The following is a 25,317-nucleotide window of genomic DNA, read 5'->3' as shown; positions in this document are numbered from 1 at the left end:
GCGCAGCACAAAGCCCCCCTGTAGGCAGCACAAAGCCCCGGCGTCCGTGTCGAACGGATGCCGGGGCCTGTGAAGGGACTTGCTACGCGCTCGCGCAGTTCGGGCAGAGCCCGCGGTACGTCACCTCGACGTCCGAGACCGTGAAGCCGAAGCGCTCCGAGTCGGGGAGGTCGGCGAGGGGGTTGCCGCCCGGGTGGACGTCGCGGATCTGGCCGCAGTTGGCGCAGACCAGGTGGTGGTGCGGGCTGTGCGCGTTCGGGTCGTAGCGCTTGGCTCGCTTGTCCGTGGAGACTTCCAGGACCTCGCCGAGCGAGACCAGCTCGCCCAGCGTGTTGTAGACCGTCGCCCGGGAGATCTCGGGCAGCTTGGCCACGGCACGGGAGTGGACCTCGTCGGCGGTCAGGTGGACATGGTCGCCGTCGAGTACTTCGGCCACGACGCGCCGCTGTGCGGTCATCCGCCATCCGCGTCCGCGCAGCCGCTCCAGAAGGTCACTCATGCCGGCCAGCTTAACAGCAGGCTGACCAGTTCCCGAATAGGTGTGACTTTGGAGGGCTGCTGGACTTGGACTGAGTCCAACCGCGATTCCGCCCGGTTTCAGGCGGGAACCTGCTGTCGTGCCGGTGCCCAGCAGCGGATGATGTCGCGGACCGAGACGATGCCGGCCGGCTCGGAGCGGTCGAGGACGATGAGGTGGCGGAAGCCGCCGTGGGCCATCGCGCTCGCCGCGTCCTCCAGGGTCCAGGCCGGGGTGGCGAAGACGACGTCGGTGGTGGTGTGGGCGTGGGCGCGCTCGGTGTCCGGGTTCTGGCCCCGGCCCAGCGAGTTGAGGATGTCGCGTTCGGTGAGGATGCCGATGCCGCCGGCGTCCGGGTCGAGGACCACGGCCGCGCCGACATGGCGCGAGGACATGAGGGCGGCTGCCTGGCGGAGGGTGTGGGCGGGGCCGATGGTGAGGACCACCGTGCTCATGGCGTCGCGGACCAGCATGGATTGCGGCAAGGGGAGTGGGTGCGGGTGCGGCATGGGATGAGGTCACCTCCTGGGGAATCCGTGGTGCCGTGCGGGCCTCGGTCCGTTGCTTGCCGGGCCTCGGGTCCGCTAGTTAACGGATTCACAAGTTCACAAGTGGGGGCGCTCTCAGAGTGGCAGGTAAAGCACGGGTCAACAAGAGGGCGCGCGCGGCCGGTTGGGGGCGTGTGCGGGTGTCCTGTGGTGGTCAGTAGCGCATGTTGAGATAGCCCAGGAACTCGTCGTGCAGGATGCCGTTCGACGCGGCCGCGTTGCCGCTGTGCGGGCCCGGGCGGCCGTCGAGGCCCGTGAAGGTGCCGCCTGCCTCGGTGACGATGATCGCGGTCGCCGCCATGTCCCAGAGGGAGAGCTCCGGTTCGGCGCAGATGTCGACCGAGCCCTCGGCGACCATCATGTACGGCCAGAAGTCGCCGTACGCGCGCGTGCGCCACACCTCGCGGGTCAGGTCCAGGAAGCCGCCCAGGCGGCCCTGGTCCTCCCAGCCGGTGAGCGAGGAGTACGCGAAGGAGGCGTCCGTCAGCTTCGAGACCTGGGAGACGCGCAGCCGGGACGCGGAGGACAGACTGCGGCCGGTGTAGGCGCCGTGGCCCTTCGCGGCCCACCAGCGGCGGCCCAGCGCGGGCGCGGAGACCAGGCCGACGACGGGCTGGTAGCCGCCCTCCGCCGCCTCCGTCAGTGAGATCAGCGTGGCCCACACCGGGACACCGCGTACGTAGTTCTTGGTGCCGTCGATCGGGTCGATCACCCAGCGGCGGGGGCCGGTGCCCTCGATGCCGAACTCCTCGCCGAGGACCGCGTCACGCGGGCGTGCGCGCTGCAGATGACCGCGGATGACTTCCTCGGCCGCCTTGTCCGCCTCGGTCACCGGAGTCATGTCCGGCTTGGTCTCGACCTTGAGATCGAGCGCCTTGAACCGCGCGGTCGTCGCGGCGTCGGCGGCGTCCGCGAGGACGTGGGCGAGGCGCAGGTCATCGTGATAGTCGGCCATGCGTGAACCGTATCTTCAGGGGTCGCGCCGGGGCTACAGGGTCCGGTGGGCGAAACGGGAGGTGGACGGGAGGTCGGGGACCCCGGGGAGATCATCAAGAGGGAAACTCCGCTCCGGCCCCCGCCCGGATCCCGCCCCGGCCCCGCCCCAACTCCCGCGCGCAATGGCCGAAGTGCGCCCCCTGGCGCCGCCGCGAACCCTTGACAGTGCCCCCGTGCGCGTCAAATCTGGGCGCAGAGCCGCTCGCCCCAGGGAGGCGAATGATGCCTGCAGCCCGGGAATCCCTGCTGGACGCCGCCTATACGGCGCTGGCGCGCCGGTCGTGGTCCACCGTACGGATGGTGGACGTGGCCGCCGCCGCCGGAGTGTCCCGGCAGACGCTGTACAACGAGTTCGGGAGCAAGGAGGGGCTCGCGCGGGCGCTGGTCAGAAGGGAGGCCGACGGGTATCTCGTCGGCGTCGACCGGGCGCTCGGCGCCCATGTGGACGCCCGCGAGCGACTGACCGCGACCGCCGAGTGGACCACGTCCGCGGCCCGCGAGAACGCGCTGGTACGGGCGATGCTCACCGGCTGCTGGAGCGAACGGCTGCCCTCGCCCACCCTGTCCGCGGTGCCGTCCTCCTCCGCCGTACCGGCACAGCGCCGGGCCGACGGGCCGCTGCCCTCACCCGGTGACTTCGTGGCCGTCGTCCGCGACCGTGCGGTGGCCGCGCTCGCCGGACCCGGGGCTGCCAAGCCGGACACCGCCGACCTGGCACGGTCCTGCGAACTCGTCGTACGGCTGGCGCTGTCCTGTGTGGCGGCGCCGCCGGGGGAGGGGGGCGTGGGCGAACTGGTGCGCAGCGCGCTGGGCCCGCCTCAGTAAATTGCCCGCCTCAGCAGAAGCCAGCCTCAGCAGATGCCCGCCTCAACGGATGCCCGCCTCGACAGATTCAGTGCGCGGAACCGGACAACTGGAGCCCGATGACCCCGACGATGACGAGGCTGATCGACACGAGCTTCAGCGTCGAGACCAGGTCGCCGAGGAAGACCATGCCGTAGATCGCGGTGCCGGCCGCGCCGATGCCGGTCCACACGGCGTACGCGGGGCCCACGTCGAGTTTCTTCAGGGAGAGGGTCAGCAGGCCGAAGCTGCCCAGTGCGAAGGAGCAGAAGGCGACCGTCGGCCACAGGCGCGTGAAGCCGTGGGACAGCTTCAGGCACACGGCGAACCCGGTCTCCAGAATTCCGGCCACGACAACCAGCAGCCACGCCATTGTGCTGTCCTCCCGTTTGTCCGGCTCGGTGCGATTATGCACTTACCGAACTTGAGTCCCCACAAACACGCGGTGGTCAGACGGTGATCAGTCGCCCTCGGTTCGCTCGCGGGTGGCCAGCAGTCGCCGTAGCGAGTACAGCCGCTGCGGGTCCGCGTGACCGTCGGCCACCCACTGGTCCAGGGCGCAGTCCGGCTCGTCGTGGCTGCACGCGCGCGGGCAGTTCTCCGTGCCGGGCTCCAGGTCGGGGAAGGCCTTGATCACCCGGGACGGGTCCACGTGGTGCAGGCCGAAGGAACGGACGCCCGGGGTGTCGACGACCCAGCCCGAGTCGTCCGGCAGCGGGATCGCGCGGGCCGAGGTCGTGGTGTGCCGGCCGCGGCCGGTGACGGCGTTGACGATGCCGGTGCTGCGCCGCCGCTCCAGCGAGACCAGCGCGTTGACGAGGGTCGTCTTGCCGACACCGGAGTGCCCGACGAACGCGGTGATCTTGCCGTCGAGCTGCTTGCGGACCCGCTCCACCGCGGTGCCGTTCTCCAGCTCCTCGCGGCTCGTGACGACGTAGGGGACGCCCAACGCGCCGTACATCTCCAGGAGTTGGTCGGGCGAGGCGAGGTCCGACTTGGTGAGGACGAGGAGTGGGTCGAGGCCGCCGTCGTAGGCCGCGACCAGGCAGCGGTCGATCAGGCGGGGGCGCGGCTCGGGGTCGGCGAGGGCGGTGACGATGGCGAGCTGGTCGGCGTTGGCGACGACCACGCGCTCGTACGGGTCGTCGTCGTCGGCCGTGCGGCGCAGCACCGAGGTGCGCGGCTCGATGCGGATGATGCGGGCGAGGGTGTCCTTGTCGCCGGAGAGGTCGCCGATGATGCCGACGCGGTCGCCGACCACCGCCGCCTTCCGGCCCAGTTCGCGGGCCTTGACGGCCATCACGACCCGGTCCTCGACCAGGCAGGTCAGGCGGCCCCGGTCGACGGTGAGGACCATGCCCTCGACCGCTTCCTCGTGCTTGGGGCGGATGTTGGTGCGCGGCCGGTTGCCCTTGCGGTTCGGGCGCTGGCGGATGTCGTCCTCGTCGGTGTTCTTGCCGTAGCGACGCATGGCGTGTGTCCCCTACGCCCCATCGCTCCCGAGCATTCCGGCCCACAGGTCGGGGAAGTCCGGAAGGGTCTTCGCGGTCGTCGCCACGTTCTCGATCTGCACGCCCTCGACCGCGAGGCCGATGATCGCGCCCGCGGTGGCCATGCGGTGGTCCTCGTAGGTGTGGAAGATCCCGCCGTGCAGGCGGCGCGGGCGGATGTGCAGACCGTCGGCGGTCTCGGTCACGTCACCGCCCAGCTCGTTGATCTCCTTGGTGAGCGCGGCCAGCCGGTCCGTCTCGTGCAGGCGCAGGTGGGAAACGCCCCGAAGGGTCGAGGGGGAGTCGGCGAGGGCGGCCACGGCCGCGATACCCGGAGTCAGTTCGCCGACCTCGCCCAGGTCCACGTCGATGCCGTGGATCGCACCCGAACCGGTGAACTCCAGCCCGTACTCGGTGAGTTCGCAGGAACCGCCCATCTCGGTGAAGATCTCCCGCAGCCGGTCACCGGGCTGGGTGGTACGGGCCGGCCAGTCCGGTACGACGACCTTGCCGCCGGCCACGAGCGCCGCGGCGAGGAAGGGCTGGGCGTTCGACAGATCCGGCTCGACCGTCAGGTCCCGGCCGAGCAGTGCGCCCGGGGTCACCCGCCAGACGTTGGGCTCGCCGCCCGACTCCGGGGTGTCCACCTGGGCGCCGACCGCGCGCAGCATGTCGACCGTCATCCGGATGTGCGGCATCGAGGGGAGGGAGGAGCCGGTGTGGCGGACCTCTACGCCCTGGTTGAAGCGCGGGCCGGAGAGGAGGAGGGCGCTCACGAACTGGGACGAGGAGGACGCGTCGATCTCCACCGGGCCGCCGTCCAGCGCGCCCCCGCCGTGCACGGTCAGGGGCAGCGCGCCTCGGCCGTCGTCGTCGATGCGGGCGCCGAGGACGCGGAGGGCGTCGATCACGCCGTGCAGGGGGCGTTCGTACGAGCGCGGGTCGCCGTCGAAGCGGATGGGGCCGTTGGCCAGGGCAGCGACGGGGGGGAGGAAACGCATCACGGTGCCGGCGTTGCCTACGTCGATCGTGGCCGGGCCGTGGAGGCCCGAGGGGATGACTCGCCAGAACTCGCCGGAGCCCGTCTCCGTGCCTACGCCCTCCTCGATGCCTACGCCCATTGCGCGGAGGGCGCCGGCCATCAGGAGGGTGTCTCGGGAGCGGAGGGGGCGGCGTAGCCAGCCGGGTTCGCTGGCGAGGGCTGCTAGGACGAGGGCGCGGTTGGTGACGGACTTGGACCCCGGGACGTGGACCGTCGCGTTGACGGCTCCGCGGGCGTGGGGAGCGGGCCAGAGGGCGGTTTGGTCGTTGTTCGGGGCCATGTGACCCACTGTATAAGTAGGCCGTCTTTCGGGTGCTGCGCCGTCGTGGCTGGTCGCGCCCGCGCGGCGGAGCCGCAAATAGATACAGCCCCGCGCCCCTAGTGACTCGCCCCTTCGGGGCTTTGTCACAGCTCAAGCAGCCAGCGTCCCCCGCCTATCAGCGAGCACAGTGACACCAAGTGGAAGAGGAACAGCCACAACCCTGCCGGTACGTGCGTCAGGCGCGCCAACTGGTCTGCGTCCGAGTCGCCCGCTCCGCCCCTTGACCTCTTCGCCTGGAGCTCGAACGCGGGGCGTACGCCTCCCAACAACAGGAACCACACCACCGCGTACGCGAAAGCCGCCTGCACCTGGGGGCCCGTCAGCCAGGAGACGAGGAGGAAGGCTGCTCCGCTGAGGATGACCGTGAGGGCGCCGTAGGCGTTGCGGATCATTACCAGCATGGCTATCAGCAACAGGGTCGACAGCCACAGGAGGAGGGTGATGTGGCCGGCGCCCAGGAGGGCCGCGCCGCCCAGGCCCAGGAGTGGGGGAGCGGTGTAGCCGGCGGCTGCTGTGAGGATCATGCCGAGGCCGTGCGGCTTGCCGCGGCTGACCGTGAGGCCGCTGGTGTCGGAGTGCAGGCGGATGCCGGTGAGGGTGCGGCCGGTGAGCAGGGCCACCAGGCCGTGGCCGCCCTCGTGGGCGATGGTGATGGCATTGCGGGAGAGGCGCCACAGGCTGTGTGGGACCACCACGGCCAGGGCGGCGGCCATGGTGGCGATCACCACCCACAGGTCGGGGTCCGGCTGGTTGCCGAAGACCTCGTCCCAGAGGGTGGGTATCGAGGCGATTGCGGTGCTGTCCATTGGTGGCGGAGGCTCCCGTGGGTGTCGTCGAATCTGGCAGTGTGGCACGTATGTGCGGACGGTATGCAGCGAGTCGTGGGCCCGAGGATCTCGCAGGAGTCTTTGAGATCGAGAAGTGGGAGCCCGAGGAGGCTTTGGCCCCCGACTACAACGTGGCCCCGACCAAAGAGGTCTATGCAGTCCTCGACCGTCCACTTAAGGACGCGGACAGCCCGAAGCCGGTTCGCCAGCTGCGTCGGCTCAAGTGGGGACTCGTGCCGAGCTGGTCGAAGACCCCCGAGGGCGGGGCACGGATGATCAACGCCCGCGCGGAGACCGTGCACGAGAAGCCTTCGTACCGTCGCGCCTTCTCCACCCGGCGCTGCATCATCCCCGCCGACGGCTACTACGAGTGGGTCACCGCCAAGGACGAGCGGGAGTTGGAGGTCGAGGGCAAGAAGAAGCGGCAGCGCAAGCAGCCGTACTTCGTGCTGCCCGCCGACGGGTCGGTGTTCGCGATGGCCGGGCTGTACGAGTTCTGGCGGGACCGGACTCTGCCCGACGACCACCCGCTGGCCTGGTGGGTCACCTGCTCGGTGATCACGACCGAGGCGGAGACGACCCCGCTGGCGATCGCCCCGGACGACGGGCCGCACGCGCTGGCCGACATCCATCCCCGGATGCCGCTGATGCTCACCCCGGACCGCTGGGACTCCTGGCTCGACCCCTCCCGCACCGACCCGGACGACCTGCGCGAGCTGCTCGACCCGCCGCCGGCCGGGCTGATGCGCGCGTACCCGGTGTCCACGGCCGTCAGCAACGTCCGCAACAACGGGCCGGAGCTGCTGAAGGAGCTGGAGGGGCCCGAGGAGGGCACACTCTTCTGATGTGACGGATGCGACAGGCGTGACTACAGAGACCATCGAGACCGACGCGGGGACCGCCCGCGTCACCTGGCACACGGCCAAGAAGGCGCGGCTCGTCCTCGCCGTCAGCCATGGCGCCGGTGGCGGTGTCGACGCCCGGGATCTGCAGGCCCTTGCCGCCGTGCTTCCCGGGCACGGGGTGAGCGTGGCCCTGGTCGAGCAGCCGTGGCGGGTCGCCGGGAAGAAGGTGGCGCCCGCGCCGAAGACGCTGGACGTGGGATGGCGGGGGATCTGGGCGGCCGTCGCGAAGCCGGGGCTGCCGGTGATCTCCGGGGGCCGTAGCGCCGGGGCCCGCGTGGCCTGTCGTACGGCTACGGAGCTGGGTGCCGCCGCCGTTCTCGCGCTGAGTTTTCCGCTGCATCCGCCCGGCAAGCCCGAGAAGTCACGGGCCGACGAACTGCTGGGCGCCGGGGTGCCCACGCTCGTCGTGCAGGGCGGGAACGATCCCTTCGGGAAGCCGGCGGAGTTCCCCGAGGGGGACTTCGAGCTGGTCGAGGTGCCGTACGGCGATCATGGGTTCGCGGTGCCGAAGCGGGCGGAGATCGGGCAGGAGGCGGCCCTGGAGATCATCGCGGGGCGCGTGGTGGAGTGGACTCGAACACTTGGGTAAAGGGCGGGAATGCCGGGACCCTTACCACTGTTGAGGCGGACATAGAGAGTCGTAGAAAGGAAGTCCGCCGCATGGGTTCGACCTTCTGCCCGGCCCGTAGCAGCCGCTCCGACCTGGACTGGTCGGTGCTGCACGCGACCAAGGCCACCCCTATTGGGGCGGCGGGCGGACCGGATCGTCGTCTATCCTCCGATTCTGGTGGCATCGGCTTCGATGCTGCCCGGAGTCTTGAGGAGGTGGGTCCGGTTCCCGGTACCGACGCAGGGACCGAACACGGCCAGGCGGAGCAGCCCGAGGGCCAGGGCACGAGCACGGAGTCCACGACGGAGCGCAGTGCGCGCTTCGAACGGGACGCGCTCGAATTCCTCGACCAGATGTACTCGGCCGCGCTGCGCATGACGCGGAACCCGGCCGACGCCGAGGACCTGGTGCAGGAGACGTACGCGAAGGCGTACGCGTCCTTCCACCAGTTCCGCGAGGGCACCAACCTCAAGGCGTGGCTGTACCGGATTCTCACCAACACGTTCATCAACTCGTACCGCAAGAAGCAGCGTGAACCCCAGCGCTCCGCGGCCGAGGAGATCGAGGACTGGCAGCTCGCCCGTGCCGAGTCGCACATGTCGACGGGTCTGCGCTCCGCCGAGTCGCAGGCGCTCGACCACCTGCCCGACTCGGACGTGAAGGAAGCGCTCCAGGCGATCCCCGAGGAATTCCGCATCGCCGTCTATCTCGCGGACGTCGAGGGCTTTGCGTACAAGGAGATCGCGGACATCATGGGGACACCCATCGGTACGGTGATGTCCCGGCTGCACCGGGGCCGCCGTCAACTGCGCGGCATGCTCGAGGACTACGCGCGTGACCGCGGACTGGTCCCGGCCGGTGCCGGAGAGTCGAACGAAGCGAAAGGCTCGGGCTCATGAGCTGCGGAGAGCCGCACGAAACGGACTGCAGTGAGGTCCTCGACCATCTCTACGAGTTCCTCGACAGAGAGATGCCGGACGCGGACTGCACCAAGTTCGAGGTGCACTTCGAGGAATGCTCGCCGTGCCTGGAGAAGTACGGCCTGGAGCAGGCCGTGAAGAAGCTCGTCAAGCGGTGCTGCGGGCAGGACGACGTGCCGTCGGATCTGCGCTCCAAGGTGATGGGACGCCTGGAGATGATCCGGTCCGGACAGGCCGTGCCCGAGCATGACGTGGCGGCCTCTCCTCAAGAGTCCTGACTCTCCGCAGGAGTCCTGAACGGACTGTCGTCACTCGAACGTGCTAATCCGCGGGTGATACGCCCGCGTCCCTCCCCCGACCGCCCTAGGCTCCTCGGCCTGGACAGGCATGGTCGGGGGAAGGGCAGCAGCCATGGAGGCGACACCGGCACGGGCACGTGCGTACGTCGTCTGTGCCGTCGCCGGCGCCCTGTGGTGTCTGCTTCCGCTGCCGACCGTCCACACACCCTGGTGGGCGGTCGCGCTGTTGGCCGCGCTCTACGCCGGCTGCGAGCAGGTCGCCCGGCGCCGGTTCGCGGGCACCTTCTACCCGGTGCTGCTCGCCGCGGCCTTTCTCCTCCCACCGCCCGCCGCCGCGCTCGTACCGCTGCCGGGGGCGCTGTTCTCCCACGTCGAGCAGGGCTCGCCCTGGCTGCGGCGCGGCTGGCGGGCCGCGCAGCTCGCGCTGGGCGTGTGGGCGGCGGCGCGTGTGCACTGGGCGCTGGGCGGGCGGAACGCCGTCGTCGCCTCCGACTTCCCGTACGCGCTGGTGCCCGCCCTGGCCGCCGTCCTCGCCTTCTGCCTGGTCCTCACCGCGCTCGACGGCGGGATCCTCGCGCTGGCCGAGCGGGTGCCCGTACGCCGGGCCTGGCGAGGGCTGTTCCTACGGTCCCTGGCGCCCATCGGCGTGCACGGGCTCGCCGGGCTGATGATGGCCGTCCTGTGGCGCAGTCCCTACGGCCCCGTCGCCGCGCTGCTCGTGCTGTTGCCGATGGGGGTGTCCTGGTGGGTGTTCGCCCAGTACCACCAGGAGCGTGCCGCGCATCAGGCCACGATCCGTGCCCTTGTCCAGGCCGTCGACATCAAGGACGGGTACACCCGCGGGCACAGTGAGCGGGTCGGGCAGGCCTCGATGATGATCGCGCGGGAACTGGGCATGGACGATTCCCGGGTGGAAGTGCTCCGCTTCGCCGGGATCCTGCACGACGTCGGGAAGCTGGGCGTCCCTACGCGCTTGCTGCGCAAGGACGGGCCGCTGACTCCCGAGGAGCGGCGGGTGATCGAACTGCATCCCGAGTACGGGCACGAGATGGTGCGCGGCATTGGTTTCCTGGGGGAGGCTCGTGCGGCGGTCCTGCACCATCACGAACGGTTGGACGGGAGTGGGTATCCGTACGGGCTGTTGGGGAGTCAGATCCCGGAGTCTGCACGGGTAGTTGCCGTCGCCGATGCCTTCGACGCGATGACGTCTACCCGGTCCTACCGTCGCGCTCGGCCGGTGTCTGTCGCGCTGGAGGAGTTGTCGCGCTGTGCCGGTACGCAGTTCGACCCGTTGATGGTTCGGGCGTTGGTGCGGGCGCTGGGGCGGTGTGGGTGGCATCCGGCGGTGACCGCTGACGAGGTCCAGTCGTCCATTGTTTTCCCACCCAGCCCGACCGTTTCCACTGGGATGAGGGGTTGACGAAATGCCTTTGCCTCGCCCCCCTCTCATCCTCGCCGCCATCCACACCTCCGCCGCCCTCCTCGCCACCACCTCCCTCGCCCTCACCCTCTGGACCGGCCTCGAAGAACCCGGAGTCGCCCTCGCCTTCGGAGTCCTCGTCGCGGTAGGGGAGTTGAGCCGCTGGAACGGCACCACCGGCCTCCGCGAAACCGCCCCCCTCGGCGCCGCAGGCGCCCTCTCCTACGCCCTCCTCGGCGCCGACGCCGGCCACTCCACCCACCACGGCGTCTTCCAGACCGTCGCTGTAGTGGTCGCCGCCGCCCTCGTCGGCTGCGTCCCGCACATCGCGCGCGGCCACAGCCGTACCCCCGACCACATGGCCCGCCGCATCCTGACCGTCGGTTTCGCGGCCGTCTGCTTCCAACCCCTGTACAACCAGGGCGTGTTCCGGCACTGGGGCGGCCCCGCCTACGCCCTGCTCCTCCTCGCGCTGCTCTCCCTCACCGCGCTCTGCGACGCCGTGCTCGCCGCCGCGCTCGCGCACTCGCGGACCCGGTGGCCGTTCGGGCCGCTGCTGCGGGACGAGCTGCGGGGGATGCTCGGGGTCGGGTCCGCCGTGTGCGCGACCGGCGCGGTGATGGCGCTCGCGGTCGCCGTTGTGGGGCTGTGGGCGCTGCCCGTGTTCTCGCTGCCGCTGCTGCTGACCCAGCTGTCCTTCCGGCGGTACGCGGCCGTACGGGACACCTACCGGCAGACCATCGCCTCCCTCGCCCGGTCCACCGAGATCGCCGGATACACGCCTGCCGGGCACGCCCGCCGGGTCGCCGCGCTGTGTCAGGCGGTCGGGCGGGACCTGGGGCTGTCCGAACCCGACCTCACCGTCCTGGAGTACGCCGCCCTGATGCACGACATCGGCCAGCTCAGCCTCGTCGACCCGGTACCGGCCGGCGCCACCGCCGTACTCCCGCCGGAGGAGCAGCGGCGGATAGCGCTGCTCGGCGGGGCCGTCGTACGGCAGACCGGGGTGAGTCCTCAGGTGGCGGCCGTCGTGGAGCGGCAGGCCGACCCGTGCCGGGAGCAGCCGGTGTCCGCGCGGATCGTCCGGGCCGTGAACGCGTACGAGGAGAAAACCCGGGCAGGCGGCCCCGGCGGGCCTCTTCAGGCGCTGGAGGAGCTGCGCCTGGGGACCGCCGGGGACTACGCTCCCGAGGTCGTGGAAGCACTGGCCCGGGTACTGTCCCGGGACTGTCTGACCTTGCCTTCGGCTGGGTAACCCATGGGTAATGAGCGCCCTCCCAGCCGTACGTGGTTGGATGCGAAGAAGAGGGTGTCCGGGGGCACAGCCAGCCCAACGAACGGAACTGGCAGGCGGGAATCGTGAGGATCTTCGGCAAGGGACGGCACCGGCCCTCCGCCTCTTGGCGGCAGGCCACAGACCGCGCGTTCACGCTGATCGGCGACGGTCGGTACGAGGACGCGGGCGCGCTGCTGACGCGGGCCGCCGATCTGGAGCCCTGGCTGTCCGAGTCCTGGTTCAATCTCGCCCTGCTGCACAAGTTCCGGCACGACTGGGAGCAGGCGCGGGCGGCCGGGCTGCGGGCCGTCGCGCTGCTCGACCGGGAGGCCGGCGCGCCTGACTGGTGGAACGTGGGTATCGCGGCCACCGGGCTCCAGGACTGGCCGCTGGCTCGGCGGGCCTGGCAGGCGTACGGGCTGCGGGTACCGGGTGGGGTCACCGGGGCGGGTGAGCCGGCCGGGATGGATCTCGGCAGTGCGGCTGTACGGCTGTCTCCGGAAGGTGAGGCCGAGGTGGTGTGGGGGCGGCGGCTGGATCCCGCCCGTATCGAGGTGCTTTCTATTCCGCTTCCCTCGTCCGGGCGGCGGTGGGGTGAGGTTGTGCTCCACGACGGGGTGCCGCACGGGGAGCGGACGACTGCCGCCGGGCACTCGTATCCCGTCTTCGACGAGATCGAGTTGTGGGCGCCGTCTCCTGTGCCTACGTGGGTCGTGCTGCTGGAGGCTGCTGCCGAGGCTGATCGGGATGCGTTGGAGCAGTTGGCGGCGGATGCGGGGTTTGCGGCGGAGGACTGGTCGTCTTCCGTGCGGTTGCTCTGTCGGATGTGTTCTGAGTCCCGGATGCCTTCTGATGAGGGTGATGGGGAGCATCTTGATCCGCATGATCACAGTGAGCCGGGGCATCCTGGGCCGCTGGGGCATCGGACGGATGGGCAGTTGTGGGTGCCTGAGCGGGAGTGTGGGTTGGCTGCGCCGGCGTCGCTTGTTCGGGGGTTGTTGGACGGGTGGGTTGCCGATAGCCCTGACTCTCGGGACTGGCGGGACTTGGAAGAGGTCTGCTGAGGTCGGTGGTCGGGTGCGGGTCCGTTGTGGCTGGTCGCGCAGTTCCCCGCGCCCCTAAAAGACCGGGCGCGCTCGCGCGGCGGAGCCGCACATTGGCACAGCCCCGTGCCCCTAAAAGACCGGGCGCGCTCGCGCGGGGGAGCCGCACATTGGCACAGCCCCGCAGCCCTTAAAGACGGGCGTTGTCGCTGGCGGAGCCGCCCGTTGACGCAGCCCCGCGCCCCTCGAAGAACTCCACGTACCCTGTATCAGCAACTTCTCCCCCCTCTTGGCTTTAGGAAGGCGTTCGTCGGCATGGCGCAGCAGGACACCGATCAGCAGCACGTGGGCGTGCTCCCCGTGGATGACGAGGGGTTTGTCGTCGACACCGAGGGGACCGAGGAGCGTGAGGCGGCCTGGCGGGAGCGGGGGAGTTCGCGGGCCATCACGGTCGTCGGGAATCCGGTGCTGCACAAGGAGTGCAAGGACGTCACCGACTTCGGCGCGGAGCTGGAGACGCTGGTGGCGGACATGTTCGCCTCGCAGCGCACCGCCGAGGGCGTCGGTCTCGCCGCCAACCAGGTCGGCGTCGACCTGAAGGTCTTCGTCTACGACTGCATGGACGACGAGGGCAAGCGGCACGTCGGTGTCGTCTGCAATCCGAAGTTGGTCGACCTGCCTGCCGACAAGCGGCATCTCGACGAGAGCAATGAGGGGTGCTTGTCGGTGCCCACCGCGTATGCGCCGCTCGCGCGGCCCGACTACGCCGAGGTGACCGGGCAGGACGAGCGCGGCAACCCGATCAAGGTTCGAGGCACCGGGTACTTCGCTCGGTGTTTGCAGCACGAGACCGATCACCTCTACGGCTACCTGTACATCGACCGGCTCTCCAAGCGCGACCGCAAGGACGCGCTGCGGCAGATGGCCGAGAACGAGCCCCGTTACCCCGTGGTCGCCAACGACTGATCCGGCCGACCCCAGCGGTCGACACATCTCCCTTACGTACGGCGTCTGTTCAGGTGCAACTCCCTGACCAGGCGCCGTTCGTCTGTCCCTCGCACATTCGATCGTTTTCGCTCGTGTAGTGATCCAGAATCGGTCACACAAGGGGGGATTCTCGGCGCTTGGGGGTAGTGAAGGGAGCAAATCCGTTCCCAGAACGGTCAGTTGTGGTGCTGAATAGTAAGTGCGGGGATACGCAACGGCGCACGCCCGGCACAGCGGGAGGGGCGTACGCAACTGGCGGCTGAGAGGGGTTTGTTCGTGCCTGCTTTCTCACACAGCACCACATCGGCAACGGCAACGGTAACGACGGCGATCGCGGTTCCACCGTCGCTCTCTCTCCCGGTGATCGAGACGGCGTTTCCCCGGCAACTGCATCCGTATTGGCCGAGGCTCCAGGAGAAGACACGTGTCTGGCTGCTGGAAAAGCGCCTCATGTCGGGGGACAAGGTAAGAGAATATGCCGACGGTCTTTGCTACACGGACCTGATGGCCGGGTATTACCTGGGCGCACCGGACGAGGTGCTCCAGGCGATAGCGGACTACAGCGCGTGGTTCTTCGTCTGGGACGACCGCCACGACCGGGACATCGTGCACCAACGCCCCGACGCCTGGCGGCGGTTGAGGTTCCGGTTGCACGCGGCACTGGATTCACCACGGCACCATCTGCTCCACCCGGATCCCCTGGTCGTCGGGTTCGCCGACAGCATGATGCGGATCTACTCGTTCCTGCCCGACACCTGGAACGCGCGGTTCGCCCGGCATTTCCACGCGGTCATCGAGGCCTACGACCGTGAATTCCGCAACCGCACCGAGGGGACCGTCCCCACGGTCGAGGAATACCTCGCACTGCGCCGGCTCACCTTCGCGCACTGGATCTGGACCGATCTGCTGGAGGCGAGCGCGGGACTCGAACTCCCGGACTCCGTAAGGAAACACCCGGGATATCGCCGGGCGGCACTGCTCAGTCAGGAATTCGCCGCCTGGTACAACGACCTCTGCTCGTTGCCCAAAGAGCTCGCGGGCGACGAGGTCCACAATCTCGGAATCAGCCTCATCACACACGAGGGGCTGACACTTGAGGAGACGGTCGCTGAAGTAAGGCGCCGGGTCGAGGAATGCATCGCCGAATTCCTCGTCGCGGAACAGGACACCTTACGTCTCGCCGACCGGCTCGACGACGGCACGGTGCGCGGAATGGAATTGAGTGCCGCGGTACGGACCTGCCTCGGCAATATGCGGAACTGGTTCAGCACCGTCTACTGGTTCCACCACGAGTCCGGCCGTTACATGGTCGACAGCTGGGACGACCGGTCCACACCCCCGTACGTCAACAACGAAGCGGCAGGTGAGAAATGACCGTCGAGTCTGTGCGGCCCGCGGCACCCGAGGTGCCGGAGCTGCTCGAACCGCCCGTCGCGGGCGGCCGGGTCCCGCTTCTCGGCCACGGCTGGAAGCTGGTCCGCGACCCGCTGGCCTTCATGGCCCAACTCCGCGACCACGGCGACGTCGTGAGGCTCCGCCTCGGCCCCAAGACGGTCTACGCCGTCACCGCGCCCGCCCTCACCGGCGCCCTGGCGCTGAACCCCGAGTTCATCATCGCGGGCCCGCTGTGGGAGTCCCTGGAGGGACTGCTCGGCAAGGAGGGCGTGGCCACCGCCAACGGGTCCCTGCACCGGCGCCAACGGCGCATCATCCAGCCCGCGTTCCGGCTCGACGCGATCCCCGGCTACGGGCCGATCATGGAGGAGGAGGCGCACGCGCTCACCGAGCGGTGGAAGTCCGGCGAGACGATCGACTGCACCTCCGAGTCCTTCCGGGTCGCCGTGCGGATCGCGGCCCGCTGTCTGCTGCGCGGCGACTTCATGGACGAGCGCGCCGAGCGGCTGTGCGTCGCGCTCGCCACCGTCTTCCGGGGCATGTACCGGCGGATGGTGGTACCGGCCGGACCGCTCTACCGGCTGCCCCTCCCGGCCAACCGCCAATTCAACCGGGCATTGGCCGATTTGCATCTCCTGGTCGACGAGATCGTCGCCGAGCGGCGCGCATCCGGTCAAAAGCCGGACGATTTGCTGACCGCCTTGCTGGAGGCGACGGACGACAATGGCGACCCGATCGGGGAACAGGAGATCCACGACCAGGTCGTCGCGATCCTCACCCCCGGAAGCGAGACAATCGCGTCCACGATCATGTCGCTGCTCCAGGTCCTCACCGAACACCCGGAACACGCCGACAAGGTACGCGAAGAGGTTGAATCCGTAACGGGCGGCCGCCCGGTGGCATTCGACGACGTCCGCAAGCTCACGTACACGAACAATGTCGTCGTCGAGACGCTGCGGCTGCTTCCCGCCGTATGGATATTGACGCGGCGGGCGGTCGCCGACACCGAACTGGGCGGCTATCGGATTCCGGCCGGGGCCGACATCATCTACAGCCCCTACGCCATCCAGCGCGACCCGCGTTCGTATGACCGAAACGAGGACTTCGACCCCGACCGCTGGCTTCCGGAACGGTCCAAGGACGTACCGAAGTTCGCCATGAGCCCGTTCAGCAACGGCAACCGGAAGTGTCCCAGCGACCACTTCTCGATGGCCCTGCTGAGCCTGCTCACGGCGGCGGTGGCGACGAGGTACCGCTTCGAGCAGGTGTCCGGCTCGAACGACGCCACCCGCATCGGCATCACCCTCCACCCGCACCGGCTGCTGCTCAGGCCCCTGCCGAGGTGAGGTGACGGGCGTACGTTCAGGCGGCTTCCGGGCCCCTGAACGTGCGCCGGTAGGCGTTCGGGGTGGTGCCCAGCGCCCGGACGAACTGGTGGCGCAGGGCGGGTGCGGTGCCGAAGCCGGCGCGCCAGGCGATCGCGTCCATCGTCTCGTCCGTCCCCTCCAGCAACTGCTGGGCCAGCAGCACCCGTTGACGCAGGATCCAGCGGTACGGCGTGGTCCCGGTCTCCTGCTGGAAGCGGCGGGCGAAGGTGCGCGGTGACATGTGGGCACGGGCGGCGAGCTGTTCGACGGTGACCTCCTGGTCGAGGTGCTCCGCCATCCACACCAGCACCTCGCCCACCGTGTCGCACTGCGAGCGCGGCAACGGCCGCTCGATGTACTGGGCCTGGCCGCCGTCACGGTGCGGCGGTACGACCATCCGCCGCGCGATGGCGTTGGCGACCTCCGGCCCCTGCTCCTTGCGCACGATGTGCAGACAGGCGTCGATGCCGGCGGCGGTACCGGCGGACGTGATCACCGGGTCCTCGTCGACGTACAGCACGTCCGGTTCCACGACGACCTTCGGATACCGCCGGGCGAGCAGCTCCGCGTGATGCCAGTGCACCGCGCACCGCCGCCCGTCCAGCAGCCCGGCGGCGGCCAGCACGAACACGCCCGAGCAGACGCTGAGCACCCGGGCACCCCGGTCCACGGCCCGTCGCAGTGCGTCGAGGAGTTCCTCCGGGTACTCCCGGGCCGTGTAGGTCGCACCGGCCGGTACGGCGATGAGGTCCGCGCTCTCCAGACGCTCCAGGCCGTGGTCGACGGTCAGGGAGAAGCCCGCGTGGGTGGTGAGGGTCGGCCCCTCGGCCGAGGCGACGGCGAAGTCGTAGACCGGCAGCCCCTCGTCGCTGCGGTCGAGGCCGAACACCTCGCAGACGACGCCGAGTTCGAAGGGGGCGACTCCGTCGAGCAGGACCACGGCCACGTTTCTCAGCATGCTGCCAGTGTGCCCCCGGAATGGCAGTAAATCGAGGGTGTGCGGCAGTCCTGCCACTCACGGTAAGGAGTCAAAAGGACGAGACTCATGTCCATGAACGCAGCCGTGGACAACCTCATCGCCCTTCTCGCCGTCGCCGCCGCCCTCGTGGCCGTGGCCTTCCCGTCGCTGCTCGGCATCGCGCACGACCGGCGCATCGACCGTCAGATCAGGACCGCCCACCGGATGATCACTTCGACACCACGACGGTGACCGACCATTCCTGAATGCCCTTGCACGAGATCTTGTGCGCGGCGGTCGCACACAGCGGCCGGGACGACGTGAGCTTCACAGTCCCGGCCGAGACCGCCTCGTACGCGTTGCTCGCGTCGCCGGGCCGGATCAGGATCCCGCTGTTGGTGGCCTTCAAACCGCTGCCCACCGTCTTGACCGGCGCCCAGGGGCGGGTGGTCGTCCCGTCCAGCAGGATGCGGACGGTGTTGCCGGTCGTCACACAGAACGTGCCGTTCGTGTCGGTCGCGGCGAGAGTCTCCTTCGCCGTACAGGCCGACCGGCTCTTGCTCGGCGTGGGGGAGGACGACGGCGACACACTGCCGCTGCCGGTGTCGGACTTCGTACCGCCGCAGCCAGTGAGGGCGAGCGCCAGGGTGGCGACGGCGAGGGACGGACCGAGAATCGATCGGCGCATGGGGGGCCTCCTTTGCCCCTTTGACGTGTCACGGACGCATCCGGATCCCTCGTGAACTGTGAATTATCCGTGGACATGACAGAACCCCGGCCGCTGCGAGACGGCCGGGGTCCAGCTCATGAAGGGGTCAGCTGGTCGTCACCGCGGTGTCGTCGACGACGAAGCTGGTCTGGAGGGAGGAGTCCTCGACGCCGCTGAACTTCAGCGTCACGGTGGAGCCGGCGTACGCGGAGAGGCTGATGCTCTTCTGTACGTACCCGGTGGCCGCGTTGAGGTTGGAGTAGGTGGCCAGGGTGGTCGATCCGGCGGTGACCGTCAGCTTGTCGTAAGCCGTGCTGGTGCTGGTCTCCGCCGTGTCGACGTGCAGGTAGAAGGTGAAGGTCGTGCCCGTGCAGCCGGACGGGATCGTCACCGACTGGGACAGTGTGTCGGTGTGGGTCGAGCCGTAGCCGTCGAGCCACGCGTAGTACGAACCGGCGTGTGCCGACTCACCGCTGTCGTTGGTGATGACCCCGCTGGTCGCGGTCCAGGTGGTGTTCCCGGACTCGAAGCCCGCGTTGCCCAGGAGCTGGGACGAGGTGCAGCTGCCGCCGCCGGAGGTGCTGACCGTCCAGGTGAAGGAGGCCGAGCCGGAGGCGCCGGTGGAGTCGGTCGCGGTCACCGTGACGGCGTAGGTGCCGGCGGTGGACGCGGTGCCGGAGATCAGCCCGGTCGAGCTACTGATCGACAGGCCGGTCGGCAGCCCGCTCGCGCTGTAGGTGAGGGTCGCGCTCGCGCTGTCGGTGGCCGAGATCTGCAGGCTGGCCGTGGAGCCGGTCACCGTGGACTGGCTGCCCGGGTTGGTGACGGTCACCGTGTTGCCCGTGGTGGTGCCGGAGGTGAAGGCGGCGGTGCCGTCCGGGGTGCCCCAGCCGGTCGGGCCGTCGTAGCCGGTGCCCGCGGTGCAGAAGTAACTCGTCGAGCAGGTGCCGTTGTTGCCGCTCGTGACGTCGTACAGGTTGCTGGTGTGGGAGTAGGGGTACTTCGCCGGGTAGTCGCTGGAGCCCGGGGTGCCGGCCAGCGCGTAGACGCCCGCGATGATCGGGGACGAGGCGCTGGTGCCGCCGTAGACCGCCCAGCCGGAGCCGCCGTAGGTGTCGTAGACGGCCACGCCGGTGGCGGGGTCGGCCACGGCGGAGACGTCGGCCTCCATGCGCTTGGTGCAGCCGGTGTCGGTCTGCCAGCTCGGCTTCGCGTCGTACGAGGAGCAGCCGGAGCCGGTTCCCTCGGTGCTGCTTGTCTTCCACACGGACTCGGTCCAGCCGCGGGTGCTGGAGGACGTGGAGAGCGCGGTGCCGCCGACGGCGGTCACGTACTGGGACGTGGCCGGGTACTCGGCGCCGTAGCCCTCGTCACCCGAGGAGACGGTGATCGCGACGCCCGGGTGCTTGAAGTACGAGGTGTCCTCGCTGGTCTGCGAGGAGGACTCGGAGCCGCCCCAGCTGTTGGACACGAACTTCGCGCCCAGGGCCACGGCCTCGTTCTCGGCGGTGCCGAGGTCGGAGTCGGTCGCCGAACTGGCCTCGACCAGGATGATGTTGCAGTTCGGGCAGACCGCGCTGACCATGTCGATGTCGAGCGCTTCCTCGCCCGCCCAGCCGGTGTCGTTGGTCGGCAGTGAGGTGGTCGAGCCGGTCTGGCTGACCTGCTTGAAGCATCCGCTGGCCACGGTGCAGGCCGACAGACCGAAGTTGGAGCGGTAAGTGGCCAGGTCCGAGGCCGCGTTGGGGTCGTTGTACGCGTCGACCACCGCGACCGTCAGGCCGGAGCCGCCGGTCGAGGGAAGCGCGTACGCGCTGTGCAGGTTGGCCGGGCTCAGCCCGGACACCGCGGCTGCGGCGTCCGCGTGCACGGCGGAGGCCAGTTGCTGCTTGATGTCGGTGCGCCGCTGGGCGAAGCAGGACGCCGAACCGGGGGCCGCGGCGGCACACAGGTGCTCGGTCGGCACCTTCTGCCCGGCCTTGCCGGTCGAGTGGACGGCCTGGGCCGCGGGGGAGGTCAGGGCCTTGGAGTTCTGGGTGACCTTGGAGACCGTGGCGGACTGGACGGCTGCCTGGGGGGCGGGCTGCGCGTCGGCGGGGGAGGCCGCCACGAGCCCGAAGACGCTGAGAGTGAGGGCGGGGATGGCGGCGGTCAGCAGTCTTCGCAGACTCCGTCTGGGCTTTTCACGCATGGGGGTACTGCCTCCATCGTGGGAGTGGGGTTCCTCGGCGTGGTGGCAGGCCTGTGACGCGCGTAGCGGCGGCAGTTGACGTCGTCATGGGCATGACACTTTGAGCGTCCTGTGGGGCCACTGATGAATGACATGAACAGGACGGGTGGAACGTAGCCGGGGCGACGAGACCGCGAACAGACGCACCCCATGAACTTTGCCGCTCCATAGAAACTCCATGGACGGCCCATGGAAGCTCCATGGGCCGTCCGCGAAGTAAGAGGCAGATAAAGGGGACCGAGGGTCCTCTACGGGAGTTCTCTAGGGGAGTCCTCTGGCGGGGTCCTAGAAGTCCTCGTCCAGGTCGACCGTGCCCTCCACGGCCACCTGGTACGCCGACGGGCGGCGCTCGAAGAAGTTGGTCAGCTCCTGGACGCCCTGCAACTCCATGAAGGAGAAGGGGTTCTCGGAGCCGTAGACCGGGGCGAAGCCCAGCCGCTGGAGGCGCTGGTCCGCGACGCACTCCAGGTACTGGCGCATCGAGTCGGTGTTCATGCCCGGCAGACCCTCACCGCACAGGTCGCGCCCGAACTGCAGCTCCGCCTCGACGGCTTCGCGCAGCATGTCGGTCACCTCCTGCTGGAGCTGGTCGTCGAACAGCTCCGGCTCCTCCTTGCGGACGGTGTCGACCACCTCGAAGGCGAAGCTCATGTGCATGGTCTCGTCGCGGAACACCCAGTTGGTGCCGGTGGCGAGACCGTGCAGGAGGCCTCGGCTGCGGAACCAGTAGACGTACGCGAACGCGCCGTAGAAGAAAAGCCCCTCGATGCACGCGGCGAAGCAGATCAGGTTGAGGAGGAAGCGGCGGCGGTCGGCCTGGGTCTGGAGGCTGTCCAGCTTCTCTACCTCGTTGATCCACTTGAAGCAGAACTCGGCCTTCTCGCGGATGGAGGGGATGTTCTCCACCGCGTCGAAGGCGGCGGCCCTGTCCGCCGGGTCGGGGAGGTAGGTGTCCAGCAGCGTCAAGTAGAACTGGACGTGCACAGCCTCCTCGAAGAGCTGACGGCTCAAGTACAGCCGCGCCTCGGGGGAGTTGATGTGCTTGTACAGCGTCAGCACGAGGTTGTTCGCCACGATCGAGTCGCCCGTCGCGAAGAACGCGACCAGCCGGCCGATCATGTGCTGCTCACCCGGCGTCAGCTTCGCGAGGTCGGCGACGTCCGAGTGGAGGTCGACCTCCTCGACGGTCCAGGTGTTCTTGATCGCGTCCCGGTAGCGCTCGTAGAAGTCCGGGTAGCGCATGGGGCGGAGGGTCAGCTCGAAGCCCGGGTCGAGGAGGTTCTTTTCGGTGGAGCTCATTACTGGCAGGCCTCGCAGGACTCGGGGTTCTCAAGGGAGCAGGCGACCGCGTCTTCGTCGGGGGTCAACTGCTGTACGGGGATGGGGGTTTGGGCTTGCGCCTGGGCGGCGCGGGCGATGCGGGTCGCCGGGCGGGAGCGCAGGTAGTACGTCGTCTTCAGGCCCTGCTTCCAGGCGTACGCGTACATCGAGGAGAGCTTGCCGATCGTCGGCGTCTCCAGGAACAGGTTCAGGGACTGGGACTGGTCCAGGTACGGGGTGCGGGCGGCGGCCATGTCGATCAGGCCGCGCTGCGGGATCTCCCACGCCGTGCGGTACAGGGCGCGCACGTCTTCCGGGATCCAACTGAAGGCCTGCACCGAGCCGTTGGCCTCGCGCAGGGCCTCACGGGTGCGGGCGTCCCACACGCCGAGCTGCTTCAACTCGTCGACCAGGTAGGAGTTGACCTGGAGGAACTCGCCGGAGAGCGTCTCGCGCTTGAAGAGGTTCGAGACCTGCGGCTCGATGCACTCGTACACGCCCGCGATGGACGCGATGGTGGCCGTGGGGGCGATCGCCAGCAACAGGCTGTTGCGCATGCCGGTTCGGGCGATACGTTCCCGCAGTGCCGACCAGCGCTCCGGCCAGGTCGGTTCCACGTCGTAGTGGTCGGGGTGCAGGACGCCGCGGGCGGTGCGGGTCTTCTCCCAGGCGGGCAACGGGCCGTTGCGCTCGGCGAGTTCGGCGGAGGCCTCGTACGCGGCGAGCATGATGCGCTCGGCGATACGGGTGGAGAGGGCCTTGGCCTGCGGGGAGTCGAAGGGGACGCGGAGTTTGAAGAAGACGTCCTGGAGACCCATCGCGCCCAGGCCGACCGGACGCCAGCGGGCGTTGGAACGGCCCGCCTGCTCGGTCGGGTAGAAGTTGATGTCGACCACGCGGTCCAGGAAGGTGACGGCCGTACGGACCGTCTCGTCCAGCCGCTCCCAGTCGATGTCACCCTTCGCTCGGTCCACGAACGCGCCCAGGTTCACCGAACCGAGGTTGCAGACCGCCGTCTCGCCGTCGTCCGTGACCTCCAGGATCTCCGTGCAGAGGTTCGAGGAGTGGACCGTGTGGCCCGGCTCGGCGGTCTGGTTGGCGGTGCGGTTGGCCGCGTCCTTGAAGGTCATCCAGCCGTTGCCGGTCTGCGCGAGGGTGCGCATCATGCGGCCGTAGAGGTCACGGGCCGGGATGGTCTTGCGCGCGAGCCCCTCGGCCTCCGCCTTGCGGTACGCGGCGTCGAACTCCGCGCCCCACAGGTCGACCAGCTCGGGCACGTCGGCGGGGGAGAAGAGCGACCAGTCGCCGTTCTCGTTCACCCGGCGCATGAACTCGTCCGGGATCCAGTGCGCCAGGTTCAGGTTGTGCGTACGGCGGGCGTCCTCACCGGTGTTGTCCCGCAGTTCCAGGAACTCCTCGATGTCGGAGTGCCAGGTCTCCAGGTACACCGCGGCGGCACCCTTGCGCCGGCCGCCCTGGTTCACCGCGGCGACCGAGGCGTCCAGCGTCTTCAGGAACGGGACGATGCCGTTCGAGTGCCCGTTCGTACCCCGGATCAGCGAACCGCGGCTGCGGATGCGGGAGTACGACAGTCCGATGCCACCCGCGTGCTTCGAGAGGCGGGCGACCTGGTGGTAGCGGTCGTAGATGGAGTCCAACTCGTCCAGCGGGGAGTCGAGGAGGTAGCAGGACGACATCTGGGGGTGCCGGGTGCCGGAGTTGAAGAGCGTGGGGGAGGACGGGAGGTAGTCCAGGCGGCTCATCAGGCGGTAGAGCGCGGCCACTTCGTCCAGGGCGCGGGTCGAATCGTCCTCGGCCAGGCCGGCCGCCACGCGCAGCATGAAGTGCTGGGGCGTCTCGATGACCTTGCGGGTGATCGGGTGGCGGAGCAGGTAGCGGCTGTACAGGGTGCGGAGCCCGAAGTAGCCGAAGCGGTCGTCGGCCTCCGTGTCGATCAGCGCGTCCAGACGGGCCGCGTGCAGCGTCGCGAACTCGGCGGTGCGGTCCGCGATGAGGCCCTCGCGGTGGCCCACGGCGACGGACCCGGTGAACGTCGTGACGCCCTGGGAGGCGGCCTCGGCGGCGATGCTGATCGTCAGCAGCCGGGCGGCGAGGCGGGAGTAGACGGGGTCCTCGGAGATGAGGCCGGCGGCCGCCTCCGTGGCCAGTTCGCGCAGTTCCGCCACGTCCGCGTGCGCGGACCGGCCGCGCAACGTGGCGGCGGCGACCCGGCCGGGGTCGGCGTCGGGGAGGTCGGCGGTCAGCTCGGTCAGGGTCCGCAGGATCGCGGTACCGGGGCCGTCGGCTCCGGGAACGGTCGCTCCGGGAACGGCCGTACCGGGAACGTCGGTCCCGGTCGCGGTCGCTACGGTCGCCTCGTTCACCTGGGTCGCTGATGCCGGCTCTGCTGGCGCGATGGTCACGGTGGGGCTCTCCCTCGCTCGGCACGGGGCCTCGCCGAGGGCAGGCGGCAGTACACGAGCGCACGGGGCGTCGCGTCCACCGGCCCACTCCACGAGGCCCGGACGTCATGCGTCCCGGCCGGGTGGCCGGACGCGCGCCGTCGGCAGGTCCTCGGACTGACCATGCGTGCATACGCACGCAAGTACACCGTTGCGGGACAGTTCCGGATTTGCACCGGATTCCCCTGCGGCGACAGCGAGCATGAGCATACATCTTGTGCCGGGCTGTCGTAGCAACCCCAGATGTTGTGTCGCGGCGGTTTCAGAGCGTCAGTTGATAGGTGAGCAGAGTGAGATCGTCCAGGTGTGGCACGGGATTCCAGTCGCGGTCGGGGGTGCGGACGAAACCGAGGCGTTCGTAGATGCGGTGGGCTGCGTGCATGGAGCGTTGGGTCGACAGGACGATGGTTGTGCAGGCTTCTGTGGCTCGGGCGCGGTCGATGCAGGCGCGGACGAGGGCCTCGCCGGCGCCTCGGCCTCGGGCGGTGCGGGTGATTGCCAGTGCGCGGATTTCTGCCTCGCCGGGGCGGGCGATGTCGGCGACTGGGCCGGGGCCTTGGACGAAGGTGACTCCGCCGAGGAGGTGGTCGCCGTCCACCGCGACGAGGACCTCGGCTGCTGCGGCTCGGCTTGCTACGTCCTTGAGCACGGGGAGGTACGGGTCGGTCTCGCCGTAGTCGAGTAGGCCGTCGTCCAGGTACGCGTGGGCTGTGAGGGTGCCGAGGTCTTCGTATTCGGTGGGGAGTGCTCGGCGGATGAGGAAGTCCATGCGGGTGAGTGTGTACGACAGCGGGCCGCCGAGTAACTTGCTTTTCGGTGGCCCGCTGCGGG

Annotated in this window: 25 protein-coding genes and 1 riboswitch; of the genes, 12 read left to right on the top strand and 13 right to left on the bottom strand. The window is 69.4% G+C overall.

What is annotated here, in order from left to right; genetic code table 11:
- Window positions 1-82: 82 nt before the first annotated feature.
- The 3 genes from SPR02S_RS17680 to hisN all read right to left on the bottom strand — a co-directional run bounded on the left by SPR02S_RS17680 (window position 83) and on the right by hisN (window position 2,020).
- Window positions 83-499 (bottom strand): Fur family transcriptional regulator, encoded by a 417-nt coding sequence (locus tag SPR02S_RS17680; protein WP_019058319.1) that lies wholly within the window; start codon window positions 497-499, stop codon window positions 83-85.
- Window positions 500-597: 98 nt separating this feature from the next.
- A complete protein-coding gene (locus SPR02S_RS17675; protein WP_026150644.1) occupies window positions 598-990 on the bottom strand; it encodes a CBS domain-containing protein in 393 nt (130 codons plus the stop codon).
- Window positions 991-1,219: 229 nt separating this feature from the next.
- Window positions 1,220-2,020: a histidinol-phosphatase gene (gene hisN / locus SPR02S_RS17670; protein ID WP_019058317.1), complete on the bottom strand. Its 801-nt coding sequence runs from the start codon at window positions 2,018-2,020 to the stop codon at window positions 1,220-1,222.
- 260 nt (window positions 2,021-2,280) lie between these two features.
- Here hisN and SPR02S_RS17665 point away from each other — a divergent pair, with 260 nt between their 5' ends.
- Window positions 2,281-2,886 (top strand): TetR/AcrR family transcriptional regulator, encoded by a 606-nt coding sequence (locus SPR02S_RS17665; protein WP_019058316.1) that lies wholly within the window; start codon window positions 2,281-2,283, stop codon window positions 2,884-2,886.
- A gap of 67 nt (window positions 2,887-2,953) precedes the next feature.
- Here the strand turns inward: SPR02S_RS17665 and SPR02S_RS17660 are convergent, their stop codons facing one another.
- From SPR02S_RS17660 to SPR02S_RS17645, 4 genes are all read right to left on the bottom strand, one after another.
- Window positions 2,954-3,277 carry a DMT family transporter gene (locus tag SPR02S_RS17660; protein WP_019058315.1) on the bottom strand — a complete coding sequence of 108 codons (324 nt, stop codon included), beginning with the start codon at window positions 3,275-3,277 and terminating at the stop codon, window positions 2,954-2,956.
- 87 nt (window positions 3,278-3,364) lie between these two features.
- Complete coding sequence (gene rsgA, locus SPR02S_RS17655) at window positions 3,365-4,375, bottom strand: ribosome small subunit-dependent GTPase A (protein ID WP_019058314.1); 1,011 nt, start codon at window positions 4,373-4,375, stop codon at window positions 3,365-3,367.
- A gap of 12 nt (window positions 4,376-4,387) precedes the next feature.
- Window positions 4,388-5,716, bottom strand: coding sequence for a 3-phosphoshikimate 1-carboxyvinyltransferase (gene aroA / locus SPR02S_RS17650; RefSeq protein ID WP_019058313.1), 1,329 nt, complete (start codon window positions 5,714-5,716; stop codon window positions 4,388-4,390).
- Window positions 5,717-5,841: 125 nt separating this feature from the next.
- Complete coding sequence (locus SPR02S_RS17645) at window positions 5,842-6,564, bottom strand: M50 family metallopeptidase (protein WP_019058312.1); 723 nt, start codon at window positions 6,562-6,564, stop codon at window positions 5,842-5,844.
- A gap of 50 nt (window positions 6,565-6,614) precedes the next feature.
- Between SPR02S_RS17645 and SPR02S_RS17640 the strand changes: the two genes are divergently transcribed.
- From SPR02S_RS17640 to SPR02S_RS17595, 10 genes are all read left to right on the top strand, one after another.
- Window positions 6,615-7,430, top strand: coding sequence for an SOS response-associated peptidase (locus tag SPR02S_RS17640; RefSeq protein WP_026150643.1), 816 nt, complete (start codon window positions 6,615-6,617; stop codon window positions 7,428-7,430).
- 19 nt (window positions 7,431-7,449) lie between these two features.
- Complete coding sequence (locus tag SPR02S_RS17635) at window positions 7,450-8,079, top strand: alpha/beta hydrolase family protein (protein ID WP_019058310.1); 630 nt, start codon at window positions 7,450-7,452, stop codon at window positions 8,077-8,079.
- A 236-nt stretch (window positions 8,080-8,315) separates the two neighbouring features.
- A complete protein-coding gene (sigR, locus tag SPR02S_RS17630; protein ID WP_019058309.1) occupies window positions 8,316-8,999 on the top strand; it encodes an RNA polymerase sigma factor SigR in 684 nt (227 codons plus the stop codon).
- Complete coding sequence (gene rsrA / locus SPR02S_RS17625) at window positions 8,996-9,298, top strand: mycothiol system anti-sigma-R factor (RefSeq protein ID WP_019058308.1); 303 nt, start codon at window positions 8,996-8,998, stop codon at window positions 9,296-9,298. Before sigR ends, rsrA begins: the two co-directional genes overlap by 4 nt.
- A gap of 133 nt (window positions 9,299-9,431) precedes the next feature.
- Window positions 9,432-10,739: an HD-GYP domain-containing protein gene (locus SPR02S_RS17620; protein ID WP_019058307.1), complete on the top strand. Its 1,308-nt coding sequence runs from the start codon at window positions 9,432-9,434 to the stop codon at window positions 10,737-10,739.
- 4 nt (window positions 10,740-10,743) lie between these two features.
- A complete protein-coding gene (locus SPR02S_RS17615) occupies window positions 10,744-11,994 on the top strand; it encodes an HD-GYP domain-containing protein (protein ID WP_019058306.1) in 1,251 nt (416 codons plus the stop codon).
- 104 nt (window positions 11,995-12,098) lie between these two features.
- Window positions 12,099-13,079 (top strand): tetratricopeptide repeat protein, encoded by a 981-nt coding sequence (locus SPR02S_RS17610; RefSeq protein ID WP_019058305.1) that lies wholly within the window; start codon window positions 12,099-12,101, stop codon window positions 13,077-13,079.
- A 294-nt stretch (window positions 13,080-13,373) separates the two neighbouring features.
- On the top strand, window positions 13,374-14,024 hold the full coding sequence (gene def / locus SPR02S_RS17605; protein ID WP_019058304.1) for a peptide deformylase: 651 nt from the start codon (window positions 13,374-13,376) through the stop codon (window positions 14,022-14,024).
- A 297-nt stretch (window positions 14,025-14,321) separates the two neighbouring features.
- Window positions 14,322-15,419: an epi-isozizaene synthase gene (gene cyc1, locus SPR02S_RS17600; protein ID WP_026150642.1), complete on the top strand. Its 1,098-nt coding sequence runs from the start codon at window positions 14,322-14,324 to the stop codon at window positions 15,417-15,419.
- Window positions 15,416-16,786: a bifunctional albaflavenone monooxygenase/terpene synthase gene (locus SPR02S_RS17595; RefSeq protein ID WP_019058302.1), complete on the top strand. Its 1,371-nt coding sequence runs from the start codon at window positions 15,416-15,418 to the stop codon at window positions 16,784-16,786. Before cyc1 ends, SPR02S_RS17595 begins: the two co-directional genes overlap by 4 nt.
- Window positions 16,787-16,802: 16 nt before the next feature.
- Here the strand turns inward: SPR02S_RS17595 and SPR02S_RS17590 are convergent, their stop codons facing one another.
- Window positions 16,803-17,765 (bottom strand): GlxA family transcriptional regulator, encoded by a 963-nt coding sequence (locus SPR02S_RS17590; RefSeq protein ID WP_026150641.1) that lies wholly within the window; start codon window positions 17,763-17,765, stop codon window positions 16,803-16,805.
- Window positions 17,766-17,852: 87 nt separating this feature from the next.
- Here SPR02S_RS17590 and SPR02S_RS63145 point away from each other — a divergent pair, with 87 nt between their 5' ends.
- Complete coding sequence (locus SPR02S_RS63145; protein ID WP_019058300.1) at window positions 17,853-18,017, top strand: hypothetical protein; 165 nt, start codon at window positions 17,853-17,855, stop codon at window positions 18,015-18,017.
- Here the strand turns inward: SPR02S_RS63145 and SPR02S_RS17580 are convergent.
- The 5 genes from SPR02S_RS17580 to SPR02S_RS17560 form a co-directional block, all read right to left on the bottom strand.
- The gene (locus SPR02S_RS17580) at window positions 17,995-18,453 is read right to left on the bottom strand and encodes a hypothetical protein (RefSeq protein ID WP_019058299.1); all 459 of its coding nucleotides are present in this window, start codon (window positions 18,451-18,453) and stop codon (window positions 17,995-17,997) included. The genes SPR02S_RS63145 and SPR02S_RS17580 overlap by 23 nt on opposite strands.
- Window positions 18,454-18,580: 127 nt before the next feature.
- On the bottom strand, window positions 18,581-20,665 hold the full coding sequence (locus SPR02S_RS17575) for a putative Ig domain-containing protein (RefSeq protein ID WP_019058298.1): 2,085 nt from the start codon (window positions 20,663-20,665) through the stop codon (window positions 18,581-18,583).
- 324 nt (window positions 20,666-20,989) lie between these two features.
- Window positions 20,990-22,003: a ribonucleotide-diphosphate reductase subunit beta gene (locus SPR02S_RS17570; RefSeq protein ID WP_019058297.1), complete on the bottom strand. Its 1,014-nt coding sequence runs from the start codon at window positions 22,001-22,003 to the stop codon at window positions 20,990-20,992.
- Entirely contained in the window at window positions 22,003-24,447 is a 2,445-nt protein-coding gene (locus SPR02S_RS17565) for a ribonucleoside-diphosphate reductase subunit alpha (RefSeq protein ID WP_026150640.1), read from the bottom strand. Before SPR02S_RS17565 ends, SPR02S_RS17570 begins: the two co-directional genes overlap by 1 nt.
- Window positions 24,448-24,572: 125 nt before the next feature.
- Window positions 24,573-24,696: riboswitch (cobalamin riboswitch) on the bottom strand.
- Window positions 24,697-24,748: 52 nt separating this feature from the next.
- Complete coding sequence (locus tag SPR02S_RS17560; protein ID WP_019058295.1) at window positions 24,749-25,255, bottom strand: GNAT family N-acetyltransferase; 507 nt, start codon at window positions 25,253-25,255, stop codon at window positions 24,749-24,751.
- Window positions 25,256-25,317 lie beyond the last annotated feature (62 nt).

Source organism: Streptomyces prunicolor NBRC 13075, assembly GCF_000367365.1.
GTDB classification, from domain to species: Bacteria; Actinomycetota; Actinomycetes; order Streptomycetales; family Streptomycetaceae; genus Streptomyces; species Streptomyces prunicolor.
Note: the sequence above shows the minus strand (reverse complement) of the source record. Positions and strands in the feature narration are given on the sequence as shown.

Bases quoted from the DNA above. Each gene is read 5' to 3' on its own strand.
- SPR02S_RS17680 (WP_019058319.1), bottom strand. From the start codon at position 499: ATGAGTGACCTTCTGGAGCGGCTGCGCGGACGCGGATGGCGGATGACC.
- SPR02S_RS17675 (WP_026150644.1), bottom strand. From the start codon at position 990: ATGCTGGTCCGCGACGCCATGAGCACGGTGGTCCTCACCATCGGCCCC.
- hisN (WP_019058317.1), bottom strand. From the start codon at position 2,020: ATGGCCGACTATCACGATGACCTGCGCCTCGCCCACGTCCTCGCGGAC.
- SPR02S_RS17665 (WP_019058316.1), top strand. From the start codon at position 2,281: ATGATGCCTGCAGCCCGGGAATCCCTGCTGGACGCCGCCTATACGGCG.
- SPR02S_RS17660 (WP_019058315.1), bottom strand. From the start codon at position 3,277: ATGGCGTGGCTGCTGGTTGTCGTGGCCGGAATTCTGGAGACCGGGTTC.
- rsgA (WP_019058314.1), bottom strand. From the start codon at position 4,375: ATGCGTCGCTACGGCAAGAACACCGACGAGGACGACATCCGCCAGCGC.
- aroA (WP_019058313.1), bottom strand. From the start codon at position 5,716: ATGGCCCCGAACAACGACCAAACCGCCCTCTGGCCCGCTCCCCACGCC.
- SPR02S_RS17645 (WP_019058312.1), bottom strand. From the start codon at position 6,564: ATGGACAGCACCGCAATCGCCTCGATACCCACCCTCTGGGACGAGGTC.
- SPR02S_RS17640 (WP_026150643.1), top strand. From the start codon at position 6,615: ATGTGCGGACGGTATGCAGCGAGTCGTGGGCCCGAGGATCTCGCAGGA.
- rsrA (WP_019058308.1), top strand. From the start codon at position 8,996: ATGAGCTGCGGAGAGCCGCACGAAACGGACTGCAGTGAGGTCCTCGAC.
- SPR02S_RS17620 (WP_019058307.1), top strand. From the start codon at position 9,432: ATGGAGGCGACACCGGCACGGGCACGTGCGTACGTCGTCTGTGCCGTC.
- SPR02S_RS17615 (WP_019058306.1), top strand. From the start codon at position 10,744: ATGCCTTTGCCTCGCCCCCCTCTCATCCTCGCCGCCATCCACACCTCC.
- def (WP_019058304.1), top strand. From the start codon at position 13,374: ATGGCGCAGCAGGACACCGATCAGCAGCACGTGGGCGTGCTCCCCGTG.
- SPR02S_RS17595 (WP_019058302.1), top strand. From the start codon at position 15,416: ATGACCGTCGAGTCTGTGCGGCCCGCGGCACCCGAGGTGCCGGAGCTG.
- SPR02S_RS17590 (WP_026150641.1), bottom strand. From the start codon at position 17,765: ATGCTGAGAAACGTGGCCGTGGTCCTGCTCGACGGAGTCGCCCCCTTC.
- SPR02S_RS63145 (WP_019058300.1), top strand. From the start codon at position 17,853: ATGTCCATGAACGCAGCCGTGGACAACCTCATCGCCCTTCTCGCCGTC.
- SPR02S_RS17580 (WP_019058299.1), bottom strand. From the start codon at position 18,453: ATGCGCCGATCGATTCTCGGTCCGTCCCTCGCCGTCGCCACCCTGGCG.
- SPR02S_RS17575 (WP_019058298.1), bottom strand. From the start codon at position 20,665: ATGCGTGAAAAGCCCAGACGGAGTCTGCGAAGACTGCTGACCGCCGCC.
- SPR02S_RS17570 (WP_019058297.1), bottom strand. From the start codon at position 22,003: ATGAGCTCCACCGAAAAGAACCTCCTCGACCCGGGCTTCGAGCTGACC.
- SPR02S_RS17560 (WP_019058295.1), bottom strand. From the start codon at position 25,255: ATGGACTTCCTCATCCGCCGAGCACTCCCCACCGAATACGAAGACCTC.